The sequence below is a fragment of the Streptomyces panaciradicis genome, from assembly GCF_023516615.1.
GTDB classification, from domain to species: domain Bacteria; phylum Actinomycetota; class Actinomycetes; order Streptomycetales; family Streptomycetaceae; genus Streptomyces; species Streptomyces panaciradicis.
Genome location: NZ_JAMGBF010000005.1, coordinates 139,649 through 156,891, shown reverse-complemented (window position 1 = coordinate 156,891; position 17,243 = coordinate 139,649). Strand labels below are relative to the sequence as shown.

Here is a 17,243-nt window from a genome sequence, read left to right as displayed (position 1 = left end):
CCATGTCGATCGACGTCAACAACGAGTCCGGAACCGAGGTCGACGAGCAGGCGATCCTCGACATCGCCCGCTACGCACTCGCGCGGATGCGCATCCACCCGCTCTCCGAGCTCTCGGTGATCGTGGTGGACGCCGACGCCATGGAGCAGTTGCACATCCAGTGGATGGACCTGCCGGGGCCGACGGACGTCATGTCCTTCCCGATGGACGAGCTGCGTCCGCCGTCGAAGGACGACGACGAGCCCCCGCAGGGCCTCCTCGGCGACATCGTGCTGTGCCCCGAGGTCGCCAAGAAGCAGGGCGAGGAAGCCGAGACGCAGCACTCCATGGACGAGGAGCTCCAGCTGCTCACCGTCCACGGCGTGCTGCACCTGCTCGGCTACGACCACGAGGAACCGGACGAGAAGGCCGAGATGTTCGGCCTGCAGGCGGCCATCGTGGACGGCTGGCGCGCGGAGAAGGGCCTGACCGGCCCGTCCCCGGCCCCGACCGTCTCATGAGTGGGCAGATCGTCGCGGGCGCCGTCGCCCTGGTCGTCGTCGCGTGGCTCGCCGCCTGTGCTGAGGCGGGCCTCGCCCGCGTCTCGAGCTTCCGCGCCGAGGAGGCGGTCCGCTCCGGCCGCCGAGGCAGCGACAGGCTCGCGCAGGTGGCGGCCGACCCCACCCGCTATCTGAACGTCGCCCTGCTGGTCCGCGTCGCCTGCGAGATGGCGGCCGCAGCCCTGGTGACGTACGCCTGTCTGCAGTCCGTGCACGGCACCACACGCGCCCTGCTCGCCGCGATCGGCGTCATGGTCCTGGTGTCGTACGTCGCCGTCGGCGTCTCCCCGCGCACCATCGGCCGCCAGCACCCGCTGAACACGGCGACGGCGGCGGCGTACGTGCTGCTGCCGCTGGCAAGGATCATGGGGCCGATCCCGAACCTGCTGATCCTCATCGGCAACGCCCTCACCCCCGGCAAGGGCTTCCGCCGCGGTCCGTTCGCCTCCGAGGCGGAGCTGCGCGCGCTGGTCGACCTCGCGGAGAAGGAGTCGCTGATCGAGGACGAGGAGCGCCGCATGGTGCACTCGGTCTTCGAGCTCGGCGACACGCTCGTGCGGGAGGTCATGGTCCCGCGCACGGACCTGGTCGTCATCGAGCGCTACAAGACGATCCGCCAGGCCCTGACCCTCGCCCTGCGCTCCGGCTTCTCCCGCATCCCGGTCACCGGCGAGAGCGAGGACGACATCGTCGGCATCGTGTACCTGAAGGACCTGGCCCGCAAGACGCACATCAGCCGCGACGCCGAGTCCGAACTGGTCTCGACGGCGATGCGCCCCGCCGCCTTCGTCCCGGACACCAAGAACGCCGGCGACCTGCTGCGCGAGATGCAGCAGGAGCGCAACCACGTCGCCGTCGTCATCGACGAGTACGGCGGCACGGCCGGCATCGTCACCATCGAGGACATCCTGGAGGAGATCGTCGGCGAGATCACCGACGAGTACGACCGCGAGCTGCCCCCGGTCGAGGACCTCGGCGACGACCGCTTCCGCGTCACCGCCCGGCTCGACATCACCGACCTCGGCGAGCTGTACGGCCTCGACGAGTACGACGACGAGGACGTGGAGACCGTCGGCGGCCTGCTGGCGAAGGCCCTGGGCCGGGTGCCCATCGCGGGCGCCTCCAGCACGGTCGAACTCCCCGACGGCCGCGAGCTGCGCCTGACGGCCGAGGCGGCGGCCGGCCGCCGGAACAAGATCGTGACCGTGCTGGTGGAGCCGGTGGCGCCGGCGGAAGGGCCCGAGGAGGAGAAGGACGCATGACCCCCGAGGAACTGCGCGGCCTGTGTCTGTCCTTCAACGCGGTGGTGGAGGACTTCCCGTTCAACCCGGAGACCTCGGTCTTCAAGGTGCTGGGCAAGATGTTCGCGCTCAGCAACCTCGGCGCGAGCCCCCTGACCGTGAACCTCAAGTGCGACCCCGAGGACGCCGTCCGGCTGCGCGCCGACCATCCGGGCCTGATCATCCCCGGCTACCACATGAACAAGCGGCACTGGAACACCGTCACGGTCGACGCCGATCTCCCGGACCGGCTCCTGCGCGAGCTCGTCGAGGACTCGTACGACCTGGTCGTGGCCGGTCTGCCGAGGGCCGAGCGGCTGCGCCTGGACCGTCCCTGAGCGCACCCCCGGCGCACCCGCTCCGTATGCTCGGTTCATGACCGACAGCAGCGCGCTCGACCTCGAGGACCGCAAGATCGTCACCCTGGCCCGTTCCGCGCGGGCCCGCAACGGCGTGCCCGAGGGGGCGGCCGTACGGGACGAGACCGGCCGTACGTACGTCGCCGGGACCGTCGACCTTCCGTCACTGAAACTGAGTGCCCTGCGCACGGCGGTGGCGATGGCGGTGGCCTCGGGGGCGAAGTCGCTGGAGGCGGCGGCCGTGGTGACCGAGGCCGAGTCGGTGCAGGACGCGGACCGGGCGGCGGTGGCGGAGCTGGGCGGCGCCGGGACCCCGGTCCTGCTGGCCGGGCCCGACGGAACGGTACGGACCAGCCTGGTTGCAGGCTGAATACCGGCCGTTTCAGAACCGTCCGGAATTCGTCCTTGTCCTCTGCCCGCCCCACCGGCATCAATGGAACCGGTAGTTCCGACGGGCCGTCAGATCCACCCCCCACGCGGCGTACCGCACCACGCCGCCCCTGACGGCCGCGGACCTCTCCCATCCATCCCCGCATGGCAGTAAGGGAGCCGGATCCCCATGAGAGTCAAACGACTGACCACAGGTGCGGCCATGGCGGTGGGGGCCCTCGCGGCCGCGTCGCTCGCGTTCGCGCCCAGCGCCCTCGCCGTCGCCCCCGGCACGGCGACCATCAATGCCGACTGCGGTGCCTTCGGCGGCGGCGAGGCCACACTCACCGCCACCCAGGACGGCACGTCGGCCACCCTCACCCTCACGTCGTCCGCGATCACCGCTCCGATCGCCCTCTCGGCGAACTCGATCACCTCCACCCTCACCATGGCGAACGGCGCGACCGGCGGCACCAACACCTTCAGCGGCACGCAGAACCCGGCCATGGCGGCCGGCGACCCGGTCACCGTCGGGCCCCTCTCGGGCACCGTCACCTCCGGTGACAGCCTGGACGCCTACGGTGGCTCGCTGCGGATGACCGTCTTCGGCATCACCATCACCTGCACCGCGACCGCTCCGCAGTCCCCGGGCCCCTTCGTCTTCGACTGACGGACGCGGGTTCTCTTCTCGCCGATGTGCCGTCAGTTCCTGTACGCCACACAGGAACTGACGGTTCATCAGTTCATTTCGGCGTCTCCATTGACTTCTCACGCGATCCACACATCAATGCCCCCAGTGAGCGCACACAGAAGGGGGCACCTCCCATGGGTCCGATCACCCGAAGACGCCGCTGGGCGTCTCTGCTCGGGGCGACCGCGCTCGCGGTCACCGCGGGCGGCGCGCTGGCCTGTCCGGCCGGCGCCGCCACGAACGTGGACTTCCCCACGCACTGCATCCCGCCCGCGGTCGCGGGCATCCCGCCGATCGACGGCACCACCACGGCCGCCATCGCCGTGGACAACCCCACCCCCAAGGTCGGCGACACCGTCACCGTGACCTACACGGTCGTCAAACCCGCCGCCAGCAACCCCACCGCCATCGCCCTGCCGGCCGACATCATGACGCCCACCGGCAAGGTCACCCTCGGCGGCGCCCAGACGGGCTCCGTCACGGTCGCGGGGCCGAAGAAGAACGACCCGGTGCCGGGCAACGGCGCCTTCCCGTCGTTCTCCATGAGCGGCACCTTCAAGGTCACGACCGCCGGCTCCATCACGCTCTCGCCCGGCGACTACAACATCCACACCAGCTACATCCTGGAGCTGGACACCCCCTGCACGGTGACCGATCCACCCGCGCCGACGTCCGCGACAATCACGGCGACGGACTCCACCCCGGTCAACAACCGGGCCATCCAGCTCGGCAAGGCCACCGGCGCGCCCGGTGACAGCGTCACCGTCACCGGCAGCGGCTTCACCGCCGGCGCCGCCGTGACCCTCGCCGGACGCTCCGGGGCCAACCAGACCGCGGACAAGGCCACGGTCACCGCCGGCACCGACGGGAAGATCAGCGGTTCCCTCACCGTCAGCGACAAGACGACGACCGGGATCGTGGCGTACGAGGGCAGCGCGTGGAGCGACGCCCTGGGCGCCGGGCCCGCCGTCTACACCGTCACCGACACCACCCCCGTCCCGGACGGCAGTCAGAAGCTGACGACCACCGTGAAGGCCGGGACCCTCTCCATGTCCCAGGCCGGGGACGCCGTCGCCCTGTCGGCGGTCGACTTCGGCAAGGGCGGTGCCTCGACCGGCGCGCTGCAGACGGTCACCGTCAAGGACTTCCGCGGCGGACCGGCCGGCTGGTCGCTCACCGGCAAGGTCACCGACTTCACCGGACCCGGCGCCAAGATCGATGCCGGGAAGCTGAGCTGGACCCCCGCCTGCGCCACCAAGGCGGGCAGCCCCAGCACCTGCAAGGCCGGTTCGGCGGGCACCGTGGGCGCCACGGGGGCGACACTCGCCTCCACCGCCAACGGCACGCTCACCGGCGGCGAGTTCACCGCGGACGCCCAGCTCTCCCTGGACGTACCGGCGTTCACGCCTCCCGGCTCCTACTCCGGGATTCTCACCCTCACGCTCAGCTGACCGTACGGGCGTCCGCACCCGCCCGTCCATCACCTCGTCCCCGTGGGGGTCCGCACCCATGCGCAAGCTGTACGCCCTGCTCCTGACGCTCTTCCTGACCGGCCTGACCGCGCCCGCGCACGCCGCCGACAACGGCAGCTGGTCCGTGTACCCCGTCTCCTCGGAGATCGCCGCGCGCCCGTACTTCTATCTCTCCGCCGACCCCGGCGCGACGATCGCGGACAAGGTCGTCGTCGCCAACAAGACCGGCGGACCCCTGACCTTCCGGCTCTACGCCGCCGACGCCTACAACACCCCGCGCGACGGCGGGTTCGCGGTGCGGACGGCGCAGGAGCGGCAGCGCGGGGTCGGCGCCTGGGCGCGGCCCGCGAAGTCCCGGGTGACCGTCCCGGCGCACGGCAGGGTCACCGTCCCCTTCACCCTGAGCGTGCCCGAGGGCGCCGAACCCGGCGACCACGCGGGCGCGTTGGTGGCGCTCGACGAGCGGATCGAGAAGGGCGCGGGCTCCCTCGCCCTCGGCGTGCGGCGCGCCGTCGCCGCCCGCGTCTACCTGCGCGTCGGCGGCCCGGCCGTCCCCGCGATCGCCGTGGAGAACGTCCGCCTCGTCCACCACCAGCCCCTCGTGCCGGGCATCGGCGACAGCACGGCGACGGTCTCCTACACCCTGCACAACACCGGCAACGTCACCCTGGACCCCGAGGTGGAGCTGCGCGCGAAGGGCCTGTTCGGCCGCACGCTCCTGGCCCGCGACCTGACCCGGGTCCCCGCCGAGCTGCTGCCGGGCCAGCGCGTCCGCCTCACCGAGCCCTGGCGTGGCGCCCCTCAACTCGACTGGGGCAAGGTGGAGTTGACGGCCAGCGCGAAGGACACCCGGGAGTCGGCGAGCGCGTCCTTCCTCGCCCTGCCGTGGCTCGCGGCGCTGGTGCTCGCGGCGATGGCCGCTGTGGGGACGGTGCTGGTGCTCAGAGCGCGTCGGGGCCGCGCTCGCCCGTCCGCACGCGTACGACCGTCTCGACGGGCAGTGCCCACACCTTTCCGTCCCCGATCTTCCCCGTCTGCGCGGCCTTGACGATCGCGTCGATCACGGCGTCCGAGACGGCGTCCTCGACGACGACCTCGATACGGACCTTGGGCACCAGGTCGACCTGGTACTCGGCGCCGCGGTACACCTCGGTGTGGCCGCGCTGCCGGCCGTACCCGCTGGCCTCGGTCACGGTCAGGCCGTGCACGCCGAGCTCCTGCAGGGCCGTCTTCACCTCGTCGAGGCGGTAGGGCTTGACGATCGCGGTGATGAGCTTCATGCCTGGCTCTGGACCTTCTGCGCGGAGGGGACGACGGACGAGCTGACCGGGGCGCCGTGCCCCAGGACGCCGTGATCGTATGCCGTCTCGGCGTGCACCGTAAGGTCCAAGCCGGTGTGCTCCTGCTCCTCGGTCGCCCGGAAGCCCATGACCTTGTCGAGCAGCTTCCCGATCCCGTAGGTGACGCCGAAGGTGTACGCGCCGACGACGGCCACCGCCACCGCCTGCTTGCCGAGCTGGGCGAGCCCGCCGCCGTACAGCAGTCCCTCCGTGCCGCCGGTCATCGCCTTCTCGGCGAAGACGCCGATCAGGAGCGTGCCGACGATCCCGCCGACCAGGTGGACGCCGACGACGTCGAGCGAGTCGTCGTAGTTCAGCTTGAACTTCCAGCTCACCGCGTACGAGCAGACGGCGCCGGCGGCCAGGCCCACCACCAGGGCGCCCAGCAGGGAGACGGACCCGCAGGACGGGGTGATCGCGACCAGGCCCGCGACCGCGCCGGACGCCGCGCCCAGCGTCGTCGGATGGCCGTCGCGCTTCTGCTCGACGAACAGCCAGCCCAGCAGGCCGGTGCAGCCGGCGGCGAGGGTGTTGAGGAAGACGGCGGCCGCGAGGCCGTTCGCGCCGAGGGCCGAGCCCGCGTTGAAGCCGAACCAGCCGAACCACAGCAGACCCGCGCCCAGCATCACCATGGGCAGGTTGTGCGGCCGCATCGCGTCCTTCTTGAACCCCAGCCGTGGTCCGAGGACCAGGCACAGGGCCAGACCGGAGGCGCCGGAGGTGATCTCGACGGGCAGACCGCCCGCGAAGTCGAGCGCGCCGAGGTGGTGCGCGATCCAGCCCCCCGGGCCCCACACCCAGTGGGAGACGGGAACGTATACGAGCACCGCCCAGAGGGGCACGAACACCAGCCAGGCCGAGAACTTCGCGCGGTCCGCGATCGCGCCGCTGACCAGCGCCGCCGTGATGATCGCGAAGGTCAGCTGGAAGGTGGCGAACAGCAGGGTCGGGACGGTGCCCTGCACGCTGTCCGGGCCGAGACCGGCCATTCCGGCGTGCTTCAGGCCGCCGATCAGGCCGTCGCCGGCATCCTCGCCGAAGGCCAGCGAGTAGCCGCAGGCCAGCCAGACCACCGTCACGAGCGCGATCGACACGAAGCTCATCATCAGCATGTTGAGGACGCTCTTCGTGCGGACCATGCCGCCGTAGAAGAGGGCCAGACCCGGGGTCATCAGCAGGACGAGGGCGGTGGCGGCGAGCAGCCAGGCGGTGTCACCGGTGTCCGCGTGCGCGGCGGCGAAGGTCGTCACGGTCGTCTCCAACGGGGTGGGGGCTCGTCAGAGGGTCACCGGCCCGCGTTTCCGGACGCGTACGAGGATGTTTCCGTGACGTTTCGTTGCGCTGGGGTTACCGGAATCTCACCGTGCGGCGGCGCTCCGTGGATCAGGGACAATGAACGCCATGAGTGTTCGTACCCAGTCATCCGAAGAGTCGGGCGCAACCGTCCACCGCGCCGGCTTCGCCTGCTTCGTGGGCCGCCCCAACGCGGGCAAGTCCACCCTCACGAACGCTCTGGTCGGGCAGAAGGTGGCGATCACCGCGAACCAGCCGCAGACCACGCGGCACACCGTGCGGGGCATCGTGCACCGGGAGGACGCCCAGCTCATCCTGGTCGACACCCCCGGGCTGCACAAGCCGCGCACGCTGCTCGGCGAGCGGCTCAACGACATCGTGCGCACGACGTGGGCCGAGGTCGACGTGATCGGCTTCTGCCTGCCCGCGAACGAGAAGATCGGCCCCGGCGACCGGTTCATCGCCAAGGAGCTGGCGGGGATCCGCAAGACCCCCAAGATCGCGATCGTCACCAAGACCGACCTCGTCGACTCCAAGACCCTCGCCGAGCAGCTGATCGCCATCGACCAGCTGGGCAAGGAGCTCGGCTTCGAGTGGGCGGAGATCGTGCCGGTGTCCGCGGTCGGCGACAAGCAGGTGAACCTGCTGGCCGACCTCCTCGTCCCGCTCCTGCCCGAGGGGCCGGCGCTCTACCCCGAGGGCGACCTCACCGACGAGCCCGAGCAGGTCATGATCGCCGAGCTGATCCGTGAGGCGGCCCTGGAGGGCGTCCGTGACGAGCTGCCGCACTCCATCGCGGTCGTCGTCGAGGAGATGCTCCCGCGCGAGGACCGCCCCGCCGACAAGCCGCTGCTCGACATCCACGCCAACCTGTACATCGAGCGCCCCAGCCAGAAGGGCATCATCATCGGCCCCAAGGGCAAGCGCCTGAAGGACGTCGGCATCAAGAGCCGCAAGCAGATCGAGGCCCTGCTGGGCACGCCCGTCTTCCTCGACCTCCACGTGAAGGTCGCCAAGGACTGGCAGCGGGACCCCAAGCAGCTACGGCGTCTCGGCTTCTGATTCCGACGGGGCCATGTCCTGCAGTCCGACCACCCGCAGCAGTTGCAGGCGTTCGTAGGACTCGGTGCCCGGGCGGGCCGTGTGGACGATCAGCAGGTGGTGGTGCTCGTGGCTGAGCATGACCTCGCAGTCGAGCTCCAGCAGGCCCACCAGGGGGTGCTGGAAGCGTTTGGTCGCGCGGTTGCGCAGGGACACCTCGTGCTCGTCCCACAGCCGCGCGAACTCCTCACTGCAGGCGCGCAGTTCGGCGACCAGGGCGGCCGGTTCCGGGTCGTCGGGGCGGGCCGCGGTCACCGCGCGGAGGTTGGCCACGTGCGAGCGGGCGTGCGGCGCGTGGTCCTCGTCGAGGAAGAGGGACCGGGCGTCCGGGTCCAGGAAGAAGCGCCGGACCAGGTTCCGCTCCCGCCGCGGCCGTGACATCACGTCGCCGACCAGCGCCTTCGCCATCGCGTTCTGCGCCAGCACCTCGCCGCAGTCGTTCACCAGCTGGGCCGGAGTGTCGTACAGCCGGTCCAGGATCAGCAGCAGCCCCGGCCGGACGTGCGCCGACGCCGTCTCGCGCCGCGGCGGCTCCTCCCCGGCGAGATGGAACAGATGGTCGTGCTCGGCTGCCGTCAGCCTGAGCGCCCGCGCCATCGCCGACAGCATCTGCCGAGACGGGCGCGGACCCCGGGACTGCTCCAGGCGCGTGTAGTAGTCGACCGACATGCCGGCCAGCTGGGCCACCTCCTCACGGCGCAGCCCCGGTGTGCGGCGGCGGGCGCCGGGCGCGAGGCCCACGTCGGAGGGCTCCAGGCGGGCGCGGCCGCGGCGCAGGAAGTCGGCGAGTTCGGCTCGGTTCACCCCTCAAGCGTGCGGGAGGCCGCCCGGCTTATCCAGGGACTGCCGATCCCCTGATCGGAAGGTCTCTCCCGGTGGCGGCCGTCCCCCTGAAAGGTGGGTGGGGACGAGAGGAGCAGCACATGCTGACATTGGTCACGGGTACGACAGGACAGGTCGGACGGCGTTTCGTGCCGAGGCTGCTGGCGCAGCGGCGGCCGGGGGAGACCGTACGGGTCCTGGTACGGGACGCGGCGCGCGGGGAGCCGTTCGCGGCGCTGGGCGCCGAGGTCGTGGTCGGGGATCTGCGGGACACGGAGGTGCTCGGCAAGGCGGTGGCCGGGGCGGACGCCGTGCTGAACGTCGCCGCCGCCTTCCGCGGTGTCCCCGACGAGGAGGCGCGGGCCGTCAACCGGGACGCGGCGGTGGAGCTGGGCCGCGCCGCGCTCGCCTCCGGCGTCCGGCGGTTCGTGCAGGTCAGCACCGGCCTGGTGTACGGCACGGGACGGGGCCGGCCGGTGACGGAGGAGGACGAGAGCCGGCCCGGCGGGGCGATGTGGGGCGCCTACCCCGCGTCGAAGGCGGAGGCCGAACGGGAACTGCTGGCCATGGACGGCATGGACGTGCGGATCGCCCGGCTGCCCTTCGTCTACGGCGAGGGCGACCCGCACCTCGCCCAGTCGCTGCGCTGGGCCGGGCAGTGGGCGGCGACCCAGCGCCTGCACATGGGCCACCACGCGGACGTCGCCCAGGGTCTGCTGCGCGTCCTGCACGCCCCCGGCATCGCCGGCCGGATCTACAACATCGCCGACGACGCCCCCGTCACGGCGGTCGAACTGCACCAGCTCAACGGGGCCGAGGTGCCCGCCGCACTGCACGAGCGCACCGACCCCGACCCCTGGCTGGTGATCATGTCCACCGACCGCATCCGCCGCGAGCTGGGCTACCGGCCCGTGTATCCGTCGGTGTACGCGGCCCGGGACGCCGGCGCCCTGTAGGCAGGCCCGCGGGTCACTCCACCCCCCTGATCCGGCGCACCAGCACCGCCCCCGCCAGGCCGATGACCGCCGCCACCCCGTACAGCGCCCGGTATCCGCCGAGGTAGGTGACGATCGGCGCGGCCAGGGCGGGGGCGGCCACCTGGGGCAGCGCGTTGGCCACGTTGATCACGCCGAGGTCCTTGCCGCGGTCCAGGGCCGCGGGCAGCACGTCCGTCATCAGGGCGAAGTCGACCGAGGTGAACACGCCGAAGCCGATCCCGAGGACCGCCGCGGCGACGACCGCGCCCGGCCAGGTCTGCCAGCCGGCCAGCGCGCCCGTCGCGACCGCCATCAGCACCCCGGACCAGATCACGAAGGGCTTGCGCCGCCCGACCCGGTCCGACCACACCCCGCCGACGACGACCGTGGCCAGCAGGGTGAGGCCGTTCACCGCGGTCAGCACCAGCACGCCCTGCTCGGGGTCGTGGTGGTGCAGGCGGTCGCGGAGGTAGTACAGCAGGTACAGCAGCACCAGCGCGTTGCTCAGGTTGATCAGGAAGCGGGTCAGCCAGGCCCAGCCCAGGTCCGGGTACCGGCGCGGGCTCAGCCAGAACCCGGCGAGGAAGGACCGCCAGGACCACGCCGGCCGGTCCGCCGGCCCCAGCCGCACATCCGGGTGGCCGAGCACGTACGGCAGCACTCCCGCCAGCGTGAACACCGCGCACGCCACATATCCGGCGCCGATCCCGCCCGCGACGGTCGCCAGTCCCGTGCCGCCGACCACGCCGAGGATCTGCGCCGCGCCCAGCCAGCCGCCCACCGCACCGCGCTGGAGCCGGGGCACCTGGTCCGGGACCGCCGCCGTCACCGCCGCGAAGGCCGCGTTCAGGGTCAGCTGGACCAGGCACCAGCCCAGCGTCATCGTCCACAGGCCGCCCGCCCCCGCGAGCAGCAGCAGCGACAGCGCCCCGCCCGCGGCCCCGGCCACGATCCACGGCGTACGGCGGCCGCGGCGGGACGTGGTGCGGTCCGACAGGGCGCCGAAGAGCGGGTTGGCGACCAGGGACACCGCGGCGCCGATCCCGGTCACCCAGGCCAGCATCGTCTCCTTCGACATGCCGGTGCCGGGCGCGAAGTCCTTCGCCTGCGAGGCCAGCAGGATCTGCAGGGGGCCGAACCAGCCCACCCAGATCGCTCCGTTGGCCAGGGAGAGGGACGCCGTCCAGGCGCGGCCGACCCTGAGGACGGGCTCGGCGAGGGCCGCCGACGGGTCCTGCTCCCGGTCGCCGTCACGGTCCCGCGGCGGGGCCGTCATCTCTGCGCCCGCAGCAGCTCCCGGTACCAGCGGTACGAGGACTTCGGGGTGCGCTCCTGCGTGGCGAAGTCGACGTGCACCAGCCCGAACCGCCGCTCGTACCCTTCCGCCCACTCGAAGTTGTCCAGCAGCGACCACACGAAGTACCCGCGGACGTCCACGCCCGCCTCGACCGCGTCGTGCAGGGCCCGGACGTGCCCGTCCAGGTAGGCGATCCGATCCCGGTCGTCGAGGCCCGGGTAGCTGCAGCCGTTCTCGGTGACGACGACCGGCGGCAGCCGGTCCCCGTAGCGCTCGCGGAACCCGGTGAGCAGTTCGGTCAGCCCCGACGGGACGACCGGCCAGCCGAAGTCGGTCACCGGCACGCCCTCGATCTGCCGTACGGAGAAGGGGAGTTCGGCCGGGATGGTCAGCCCGCCGAACTCGATGTCGGCGCCCTGCGGGGCGCCCACCCGGGTCGGCGCGTAGTAGTTGACGCCGTAGAAGTCGATCGGCTCGGCGATGACCTTCAGGTCCGCCTCGACGTCTCCCGGCATCAACTCGCCCATCCCGTCCGGGTACGCGCCGAGGATCAGCGGCTCGGCGAAGAGGCGGTTGAGCAGCAGGTCGTAGAAGGCGGCCGCCTCCACGTCGGCGGGCTCCTCGGACGCCGGCCAGGTCGGCCCGTGGGAGTTGGCGATCCCGACGTCGGACGCGCCGGCCGCGCGCAGGGCCCGTACCGCCAGACCGTGGGCCAGCAGCTGGTGGTGGGCCACCGGGAGCGCGTCGAACATCAGCTGCCGGCCCGGCGCGTGCGCGCCCAAAGCGTGCCCCAGCAGGGTGTGTTCGGCGGGCTCGTTGAGAGTGATCCACTTCGTCACCCGGTCGCCGAGCCGCTCGGCGACCACCGCCACGTGCTCGGCGAAGCGCTCGGCCGTGTCCCGCCGCAGCCAGTCCAGTCCGACCGGCAGGTCCCAGTGGAAGAGCGTCGGGACCGGGCGGACGCCCGCCGCGCACAGTTCGTCGACGAGGCGGTCGTAGAAGTCCAGGCCCTCGGGCGAGCGCACCCGCGGCCAGGACACCGAGAAGCGGTAGGCGTCCACGCCCAGGTCGGCGAGGAGCGCCACGTCCTCGCGGTAGCGGTGGTAGTGGTCGCAGGCGACCGCCGCCGTCGAGCCGTCCTTCACCCGTCCCGGCTCGGCCGTGAACGCGTCCCACACGGACTGCTCGCGCTCGGCGACGGCGCCCTCGATCTGGTGGGCCGAGGTCGACACGCCCCAGAGGAAACCGGCCGGGAACTGAGGTATCGGGTTCGTCATGCGCGGATCATCCTTACCGCTGGTAACGGAAGTCAACGCCCGCGCATGAACGACCTGTTACCCGCTCACGCCCCTTCCTTGAGCACCCTGGCGATCAGCTGCCGCTGTTCCTCGCTCAGCCGCGGATCGGCGGCGTACACCGTCCTGCCGTCCACGGTGATCTCGTAGTTGAAGCCGTCGGGGACCCCGACGGACGGCCGGCCTCGGCCGGCGGACATCGCCTTCTCGGCCAGGGCCTGCCACTCGCTCTCGTCGGGCCGCCCCGAGGTGTCCACCTCGGCGCAGCGCTCGATGCCCGCGAATCCACCCGTGCGCCTCACTCGAATACGCATGGGTCCGTGTCTAGTACGGAACTACGTCGTGCGCACCCCGACCTGCTCCCAGGCCTTCAGGACGGCCTGCAGTTCGTCGCCCTCGCTGAAGCGGGCCCTGGCCGCCTGCACGGTCAGCGACGCGAAGTCCGTGAACAGCGCGTCCTTCTTCAGCTCGCCGCCGGTCAGGACGTCGTACCAGATCTGGCCCGCCTTCTCCCAGGCGTGGCCGCCGAGGGCCGTGGCCACCAGGTAGAAGGCGTGGTTGGGGATGCCGGAGTTGATGTGGACGCCGCCGTTGTCGCGGCCGGTGCGCACGAAGTCGTCCATGGTCGCCGGCTGCGGGTCCTTGCCGAGGACGTCGTCGTCGTACGCCGTGCCCGGTGCCTTCATGGAGCGCAGCGCCTTGCCCGTGACGCGCGGCGCGAGCAGCCCGGCGCCGATCAGCCAGTCGGCCTCGGCGGCGGTCTGGCCGAGCGTGTACTGCTTGATGAGGCTGCCGAAGACGTCCGACAGCGACTCGTTGAGGGCGCCGGGCTGGCCGAAGTAGGTGAGGTTGGCCGTGTACTGCGTGACGCCGTGGGTGAGTTCGTGGCCGATGACGTCGATCGGGATGGTGAAGTCGAGGAAGATCTCCCCGTCCCCGTCGCCGAACACCATCTGCTCGCCGTTCCAGAAGGCGTTGTTGTAGTCCTTGTCGTAGTGGACGCTCGCGTCGAGCGGGAGGCCGCTGCCGTCGATCGACTGGCGCTCGTAGGCCTTCAGGTACAGCTCGAAGGTGGCGCCGAGGCCCGCGTAGGCGCGGTTGGCGGTGGCGTCCTTGCCGGGGTCGTCGCCCTCGCCGCGGACCTTGCGGCCGGGCAGGTCGGTGCCGTGCCGGGCATCGTAGATCGTGCGGTTCGGCTGGTCGGCGGCCGCCGTGGCGGGCGGGGCGACGGTCGGGGCGCCGATGACCGTGGTCAGACGGCGGTGGGTGCGCTCGAAGGCGTCGCGCTCCAGGGTCTTGCGAGCGGCGGCGGCGAGCGCCGGGTCCTCGTGCTGGGCCAGCTTGTCGAGGATATGCGGCGGTACGACGGTGCAGAAGACGGGCTCTGAGCCCCCGTTGGTCTTCGTCATGCCCGGCACCATTGCACTGCGTTAGCTCGGTGTCACTAGGTGCGACCATGATTGGTGAAATATGGGGATGCTCCCGCCGTGGGTGGTTGCTCTGTGTTATTACGTGCGGGCTGTAGGTGGTTGCTCGCGCAGTTCCCCGCGCCCCTTTCGGGGCGCTGTGGTCCCGCATGCTGATACGGGACCGCCTACTCGGACCGGCTCGGCTAGCATGCTTCGCATCATGCGTTTCGGGCTGCTTCTTCTTAGCTGCCGCGGCGAGGGCCTGTAAGCCAGGTCGACTCCCTCCCCGCGGAGCTTCGCGTTGCGTCGTCGGCCGTCCTTCCGGACACCAAGAGGAGCCCCGCAATCATGGCGAACCGCCAGCAGCCCAGCAGCATGCCGATCCACAAGTACGGCCGGTACGACCAGGTCGACATCCCCGACCGCACCTGGCCGAACCAGCGGATCACCGCCGCCCCCCGCTGGCTCTCCACCGACCTGCGCGACGGCAACCAGGCCCTGATCGACCCGATGTCGCCCGAGCGCAAGCGCCGGATGTTCGACCAGCTGGTCACGATGGGCTACAAGGAGATCGAGGTCGGCTTCCCGGCGTCGGGCCAGACGGACTTCGACTTCGTGCGGTCGATCATCGAAGAGCCCGGGGCGATTCCCGACGACGTCACCATCTCCGTACTGACCCAGGCCCGCGAGGACCTGATCGAGCGGACCGTGGAGTCCCTGAAGGGCGCCCGTCGGGCCACCGTCCACCTGTACAACGCCACCGCCCCGGTCTTCCGCCGCGTGGTCTTCCGCGGCTCCAAGGACGACATCAAGCAGATCGCCGTCGACGGCACCCGCCTGGTGATGGAGTACGCGGAGAAGCTGCTGGGCCCGGAGACCGAGTTCGGCTACCAGTACAGCCCCGAGATCTTCACCGACACCGAGCTGGACTTCGCGCTGGAGGTCTGCGAGGCGGTCATGGACGTCTACCAGCCCGGTCCGGGCCGCGAGATCATCCTCAACCTGCCCGCCACCGTGGAGCGTTCGACGCCGTCCACGCACGCCGACCGCTTCGAGTGGATGGGCCGCAACCTGTCCCGCCGCGAGTACGTCTGCCTGTCGGTCCACCCGCACAACGACCGCGGCACCGCCGTCGCCGCCGCCGAGCTGGCCCTGATGGCCGGCGCCGACCGCATCGAGGGCTGCCTGTTCGGGCAGGGCGAGCGCACCGGCAACGTCGACCTGGTCACCCTGGGCATGAACCTGTTCTCCCAGGGCGTCGACCCGCAGATCGACTTCTCCGACATCGACGAGATCCGTCGTACGTGGGAGTACTGCAACCAGATGGAGGTCCACCCGCGCCACCCGTACGTGGGCGACCTGGTCTACACGTCCTTCTCCGGCTCCCACCAGGACGCCATCAAGAAGGGCTTCGACGCGATGGAGGCCGACGCGGCCGCCAAGGGCGTCACCGTCGACGACATCGAGTGGGCGGTGCCGTACCTGCCGATCGACCCCAAGGACGTCGGCCGCTCCTACGAGGCCGTCATCCGCGTCAACTCGCAGTCCGGCAAGGGCGGTATCGCCTACGTCCTGAAGAACGACCACAAGCTGGACCTGCCGCGCCGGATGCAGATCGAGTTCTCGAAGATCATCCAGGCGAAGACGGACGCCGAGGGCGGCGAGGTCACCGGCTCCGACATCTGGGCGGTCTTCCAGGACGAGTACCTGCCGAACCCCGCGAACCCCTGGGGCCGCGTCCAGGTCAGGAACGGCCAGTCGACCACCGACACCGACGGCGTGGACACCCTCCGCGTCGAGGCCACCGTCGACGGCGAGGACACCGTCCTGACCGGTTCGGGCAACGGTCCGATCTCGGCCTTCTTCGACGCCCTGGCCAAGATCGGCATCGACGCCCGGCTGCTGGACTACCAGGAGCACACGATGAGCGAGGGCGCCTCCGCGCAGGCCGCCTCCTACATCGAATGCGCGATCGACGACAAGGTCCTGTGGGGAATCGGCATCGACGCGAACACGACGCGTGCGTCGCTGAAGGCGGTCGTCTCCGCGGTCAACCGCGCGGCCCGCTGACCCCTCTGACCGGCGGTTTCGGGGCCCTGATCTTCGTATACGACGATCAGGGCCCCGTCCCTTTTCGGCCACCTCCACGTGGAGGTCACGGAAAGGTCTCTTCCGGGGTGCTGACTACGCCTGGCCGATGTGGCTAACATCACGCCAGTACGGCGATGTTGCCGTGCCGTTACGGAGGTGCGACGTGCTGCCAGTACGGGGACGAAACGGCCGAGCCGCCAGGCCTGCGCGCCTCCTGGGCACCCGCACCGCGTGGACGCCCGTCGGGGACGGCGAGTTCTTCTGCCCGGGCTGCGGAGGCGACCGCAACTACCAGCGCCTCACCGGCCGCCGCCGCTTCACCCTCCTCGGCGTCCCGGTCCTGCCGCGCGGCGAGACCGGCCCGGTCGTCGAGTGCGCCGCCTGCAAGCGCCACTTCGGCACGGACGCCCTGGACCACCCCACCACCACCCGCTTCTCCGCGATGCTCCGCGACGCCGTGCACACCGTCGCCCTCGCGGTGCTCGCCGCGGGCGGCACCTGCTCGCGCAGCTCCCTGGAGACCGCAGCGAGCGCGGTCCGCGCGGCCGGCTTCGACGACTGCACGGAGGAACAGCTGGAGGCGCTGGTCGACGCGCTGGCCGCCGACACCGGCCGGGTCTACGGCCAGTCCTGCGGAGCGGGCCTCGCCATCGAGCTCCACGAGGCCCTCGACCCCCTCGCCCCGCACCTCGCCCCGGTCGGCCGCGAATCGATCCTGCTCCAGGGCGCCCGCATCGCCCTGGCCGACGGCCCCTACACCCCGGCCGAGCGCGACGTCCTCAGCACGGTCGGCGCCGCCCTGACCATCTGCTCCGACGACGTGACCCGGCTGCTGGCGGCGGCGCGTACACCGTCCTGATACTCCCCGGGGAGTAACGCGCGCCCGCGGCCTCCACCGGCAGTAACCC

Annotated in this window: 18 protein-coding genes; 11 read left to right on the top strand and 7 right to left on the bottom strand. The window is 71.3% G+C overall.

The genetic code is table 11. From position 1 onward, the window contains the following. Positions 1-2 precede the first annotated feature (2 nt). The 7 genes from ybeY to M8J74_RS03010 all read left to right on the top strand — a co-directional run bounded on the left by ybeY (position 3) and on the right by M8J74_RS03010 (position 5,758). Positions 3-500 (top strand): rRNA maturation RNase YbeY, encoded by a 498-nt coding sequence (ybeY, locus tag M8J74_RS03040; protein ID WP_133041065.1) that lies wholly within the window; start codon positions 3-5, stop codon positions 498-500. Further along, entirely contained in the window at positions 497-1,801 is a 1,305-nt protein-coding gene (locus tag M8J74_RS03035; RefSeq protein WP_249834914.1) for a hemolysin family protein, read from the top strand. Before ybeY ends, M8J74_RS03035 begins: the two co-directional genes overlap by 4 nt. Next, on the top strand, positions 1,798-2,157 hold the full coding sequence (locus tag M8J74_RS03030; protein WP_249834913.1) for an MmcQ/YjbR family DNA-binding protein: 360 nt from the start codon (positions 1,798-1,800) through the stop codon (positions 2,155-2,157). Before M8J74_RS03035 ends, M8J74_RS03030 begins: the two co-directional genes overlap by 4 nt. A 37-nt stretch (positions 2,158-2,194) precedes the next feature. After that, complete coding sequence (locus tag M8J74_RS03025) at positions 2,195-2,548, top strand: cytidine deaminase (RefSeq protein ID WP_249834912.1); 354 nt, start codon at positions 2,195-2,197, stop codon at positions 2,546-2,548. Between the two features lie 189 nt (positions 2,549-2,737). Further along, entirely contained in the window at positions 2,738-3,217 is a 480-nt protein-coding gene (locus M8J74_RS03020; RefSeq protein WP_249834911.1) for a hypothetical protein, read from the top strand. Between the two features lie 155 nt (positions 3,218-3,372). Then, complete coding sequence (locus tag M8J74_RS03015; protein WP_249834910.1) at positions 3,373-4,689, top strand: WxL domain-containing protein; 1,317 nt, start codon at positions 3,373-3,375, stop codon at positions 4,687-4,689. A gap of 58 nt (positions 4,690-4,747) precedes the next feature. Then, positions 4,748-5,758 carry a WxL protein peptidoglycan domain-containing protein gene (locus M8J74_RS03010; protein ID WP_249834909.1) on the top strand — a complete coding sequence of 337 codons (1,011 nt, stop codon included), beginning with the start codon at positions 4,748-4,750 and terminating at the stop codon, positions 5,756-5,758. Here the strand turns inward: M8J74_RS03010 and M8J74_RS03005 are convergent. Further along, the gene (locus M8J74_RS03005; RefSeq protein WP_142151878.1) at positions 5,652-5,990 is read right to left on the bottom strand and encodes a P-II family nitrogen regulator; all 339 of its coding nucleotides are present in this window, start codon (positions 5,988-5,990) and stop codon (positions 5,652-5,654) included. The genes M8J74_RS03010 and M8J74_RS03005 overlap by 107 nt on opposite strands. After that, positions 5,987-7,312, bottom strand: coding sequence for an ammonium transporter (locus M8J74_RS03000; protein WP_283947700.1), 1,326 nt, complete (start codon positions 7,310-7,312; stop codon positions 5,987-5,989). Before M8J74_RS03000 ends, M8J74_RS03005 begins: the two co-directional genes overlap by 4 nt. 139 nt (positions 7,313-7,451) lie before the next feature. Between M8J74_RS03000 and era the strand changes: the two genes are divergently transcribed. After that, positions 7,452-8,405 (top strand): GTPase Era, encoded by a 954-nt coding sequence (gene era / locus M8J74_RS02995; protein ID WP_249834908.1) that lies wholly within the window; start codon positions 7,452-7,454, stop codon positions 8,403-8,405. On the opposite strand, the gene M8J74_RS02990 is transcribed toward era, so the two are convergent. Beyond that, positions 8,385-9,248, bottom strand: a complete 864-nt coding sequence (locus M8J74_RS02990) for a helix-turn-helix transcriptional regulator (RefSeq protein WP_249834907.1) — start codon at positions 9,246-9,248, stop codon at positions 8,385-8,387. The genes era and M8J74_RS02990 overlap by 21 nt on opposite strands. Before the next feature lie 119 nt (positions 9,249-9,367). Between M8J74_RS02990 and M8J74_RS02985 the strand changes: the two genes are divergently transcribed. After that, on the top strand, positions 9,368-10,222 hold the full coding sequence (locus M8J74_RS02985; RefSeq protein WP_249834906.1) for an NAD-dependent epimerase/dehydratase family protein: 855 nt from the start codon (positions 9,368-9,370) through the stop codon (positions 10,220-10,222). Positions 10,223-10,235: 13 nt separating this feature from the next. Here the strand turns inward: M8J74_RS02985 and M8J74_RS02980 are convergent, their stop codons facing one another. The 4 genes from M8J74_RS02980 to M8J74_RS02965 all read right to left on the bottom strand — a co-directional run bounded on the left by M8J74_RS02980 (position 10,236) and on the right by M8J74_RS02965 (position 14,244). Then, positions 10,236-11,519, bottom strand: a complete 1,284-nt coding sequence (locus M8J74_RS02980) for an MFS transporter (RefSeq protein ID WP_249834905.1) — start codon at positions 11,517-11,519, stop codon at positions 10,236-10,238. Further along, complete coding sequence (locus tag M8J74_RS02975; protein WP_249834904.1) at positions 11,516-12,817, bottom strand: GH1 family beta-glucosidase; 1,302 nt, start codon at positions 12,815-12,817, stop codon at positions 11,516-11,518. Before M8J74_RS02975 ends, M8J74_RS02980 begins: the two co-directional genes overlap by 4 nt. A 65-nt stretch (positions 12,818-12,882) precedes the next feature. After that, complete coding sequence (locus M8J74_RS02970) at positions 12,883-13,149, bottom strand: protealysin inhibitor emfourin (protein ID WP_249834903.1); 267 nt, start codon at positions 13,147-13,149, stop codon at positions 12,883-12,885. Between the two features lie 21 nt (positions 13,150-13,170). After that, positions 13,171-14,244 (bottom strand): M4 family metallopeptidase, encoded by a 1,074-nt coding sequence (locus M8J74_RS02965; RefSeq protein ID WP_249834902.1) that lies wholly within the window; start codon positions 14,242-14,244, stop codon positions 13,171-13,173. 348 nt (positions 14,245-14,592) lie between these two features. On the opposite strand from M8J74_RS02965, the gene leuA reads away from it, so the two are divergent. Then, on the top strand, positions 14,593-16,314 hold the full coding sequence (gene leuA / locus M8J74_RS02960; RefSeq protein ID WP_249834901.1) for a 2-isopropylmalate synthase: 1,722 nt from the start codon (positions 14,593-14,595) through the stop codon (positions 16,312-16,314). A 184-nt stretch (positions 16,315-16,498) separates the two neighbouring features. Then, complete coding sequence (locus M8J74_RS02955) at positions 16,499-17,194, top strand: TerB family tellurite resistance protein (RefSeq protein ID WP_058925391.1); 696 nt, start codon at positions 16,499-16,501, stop codon at positions 17,192-17,194. Positions 17,195-17,243 lie beyond the last annotated feature (49 nt).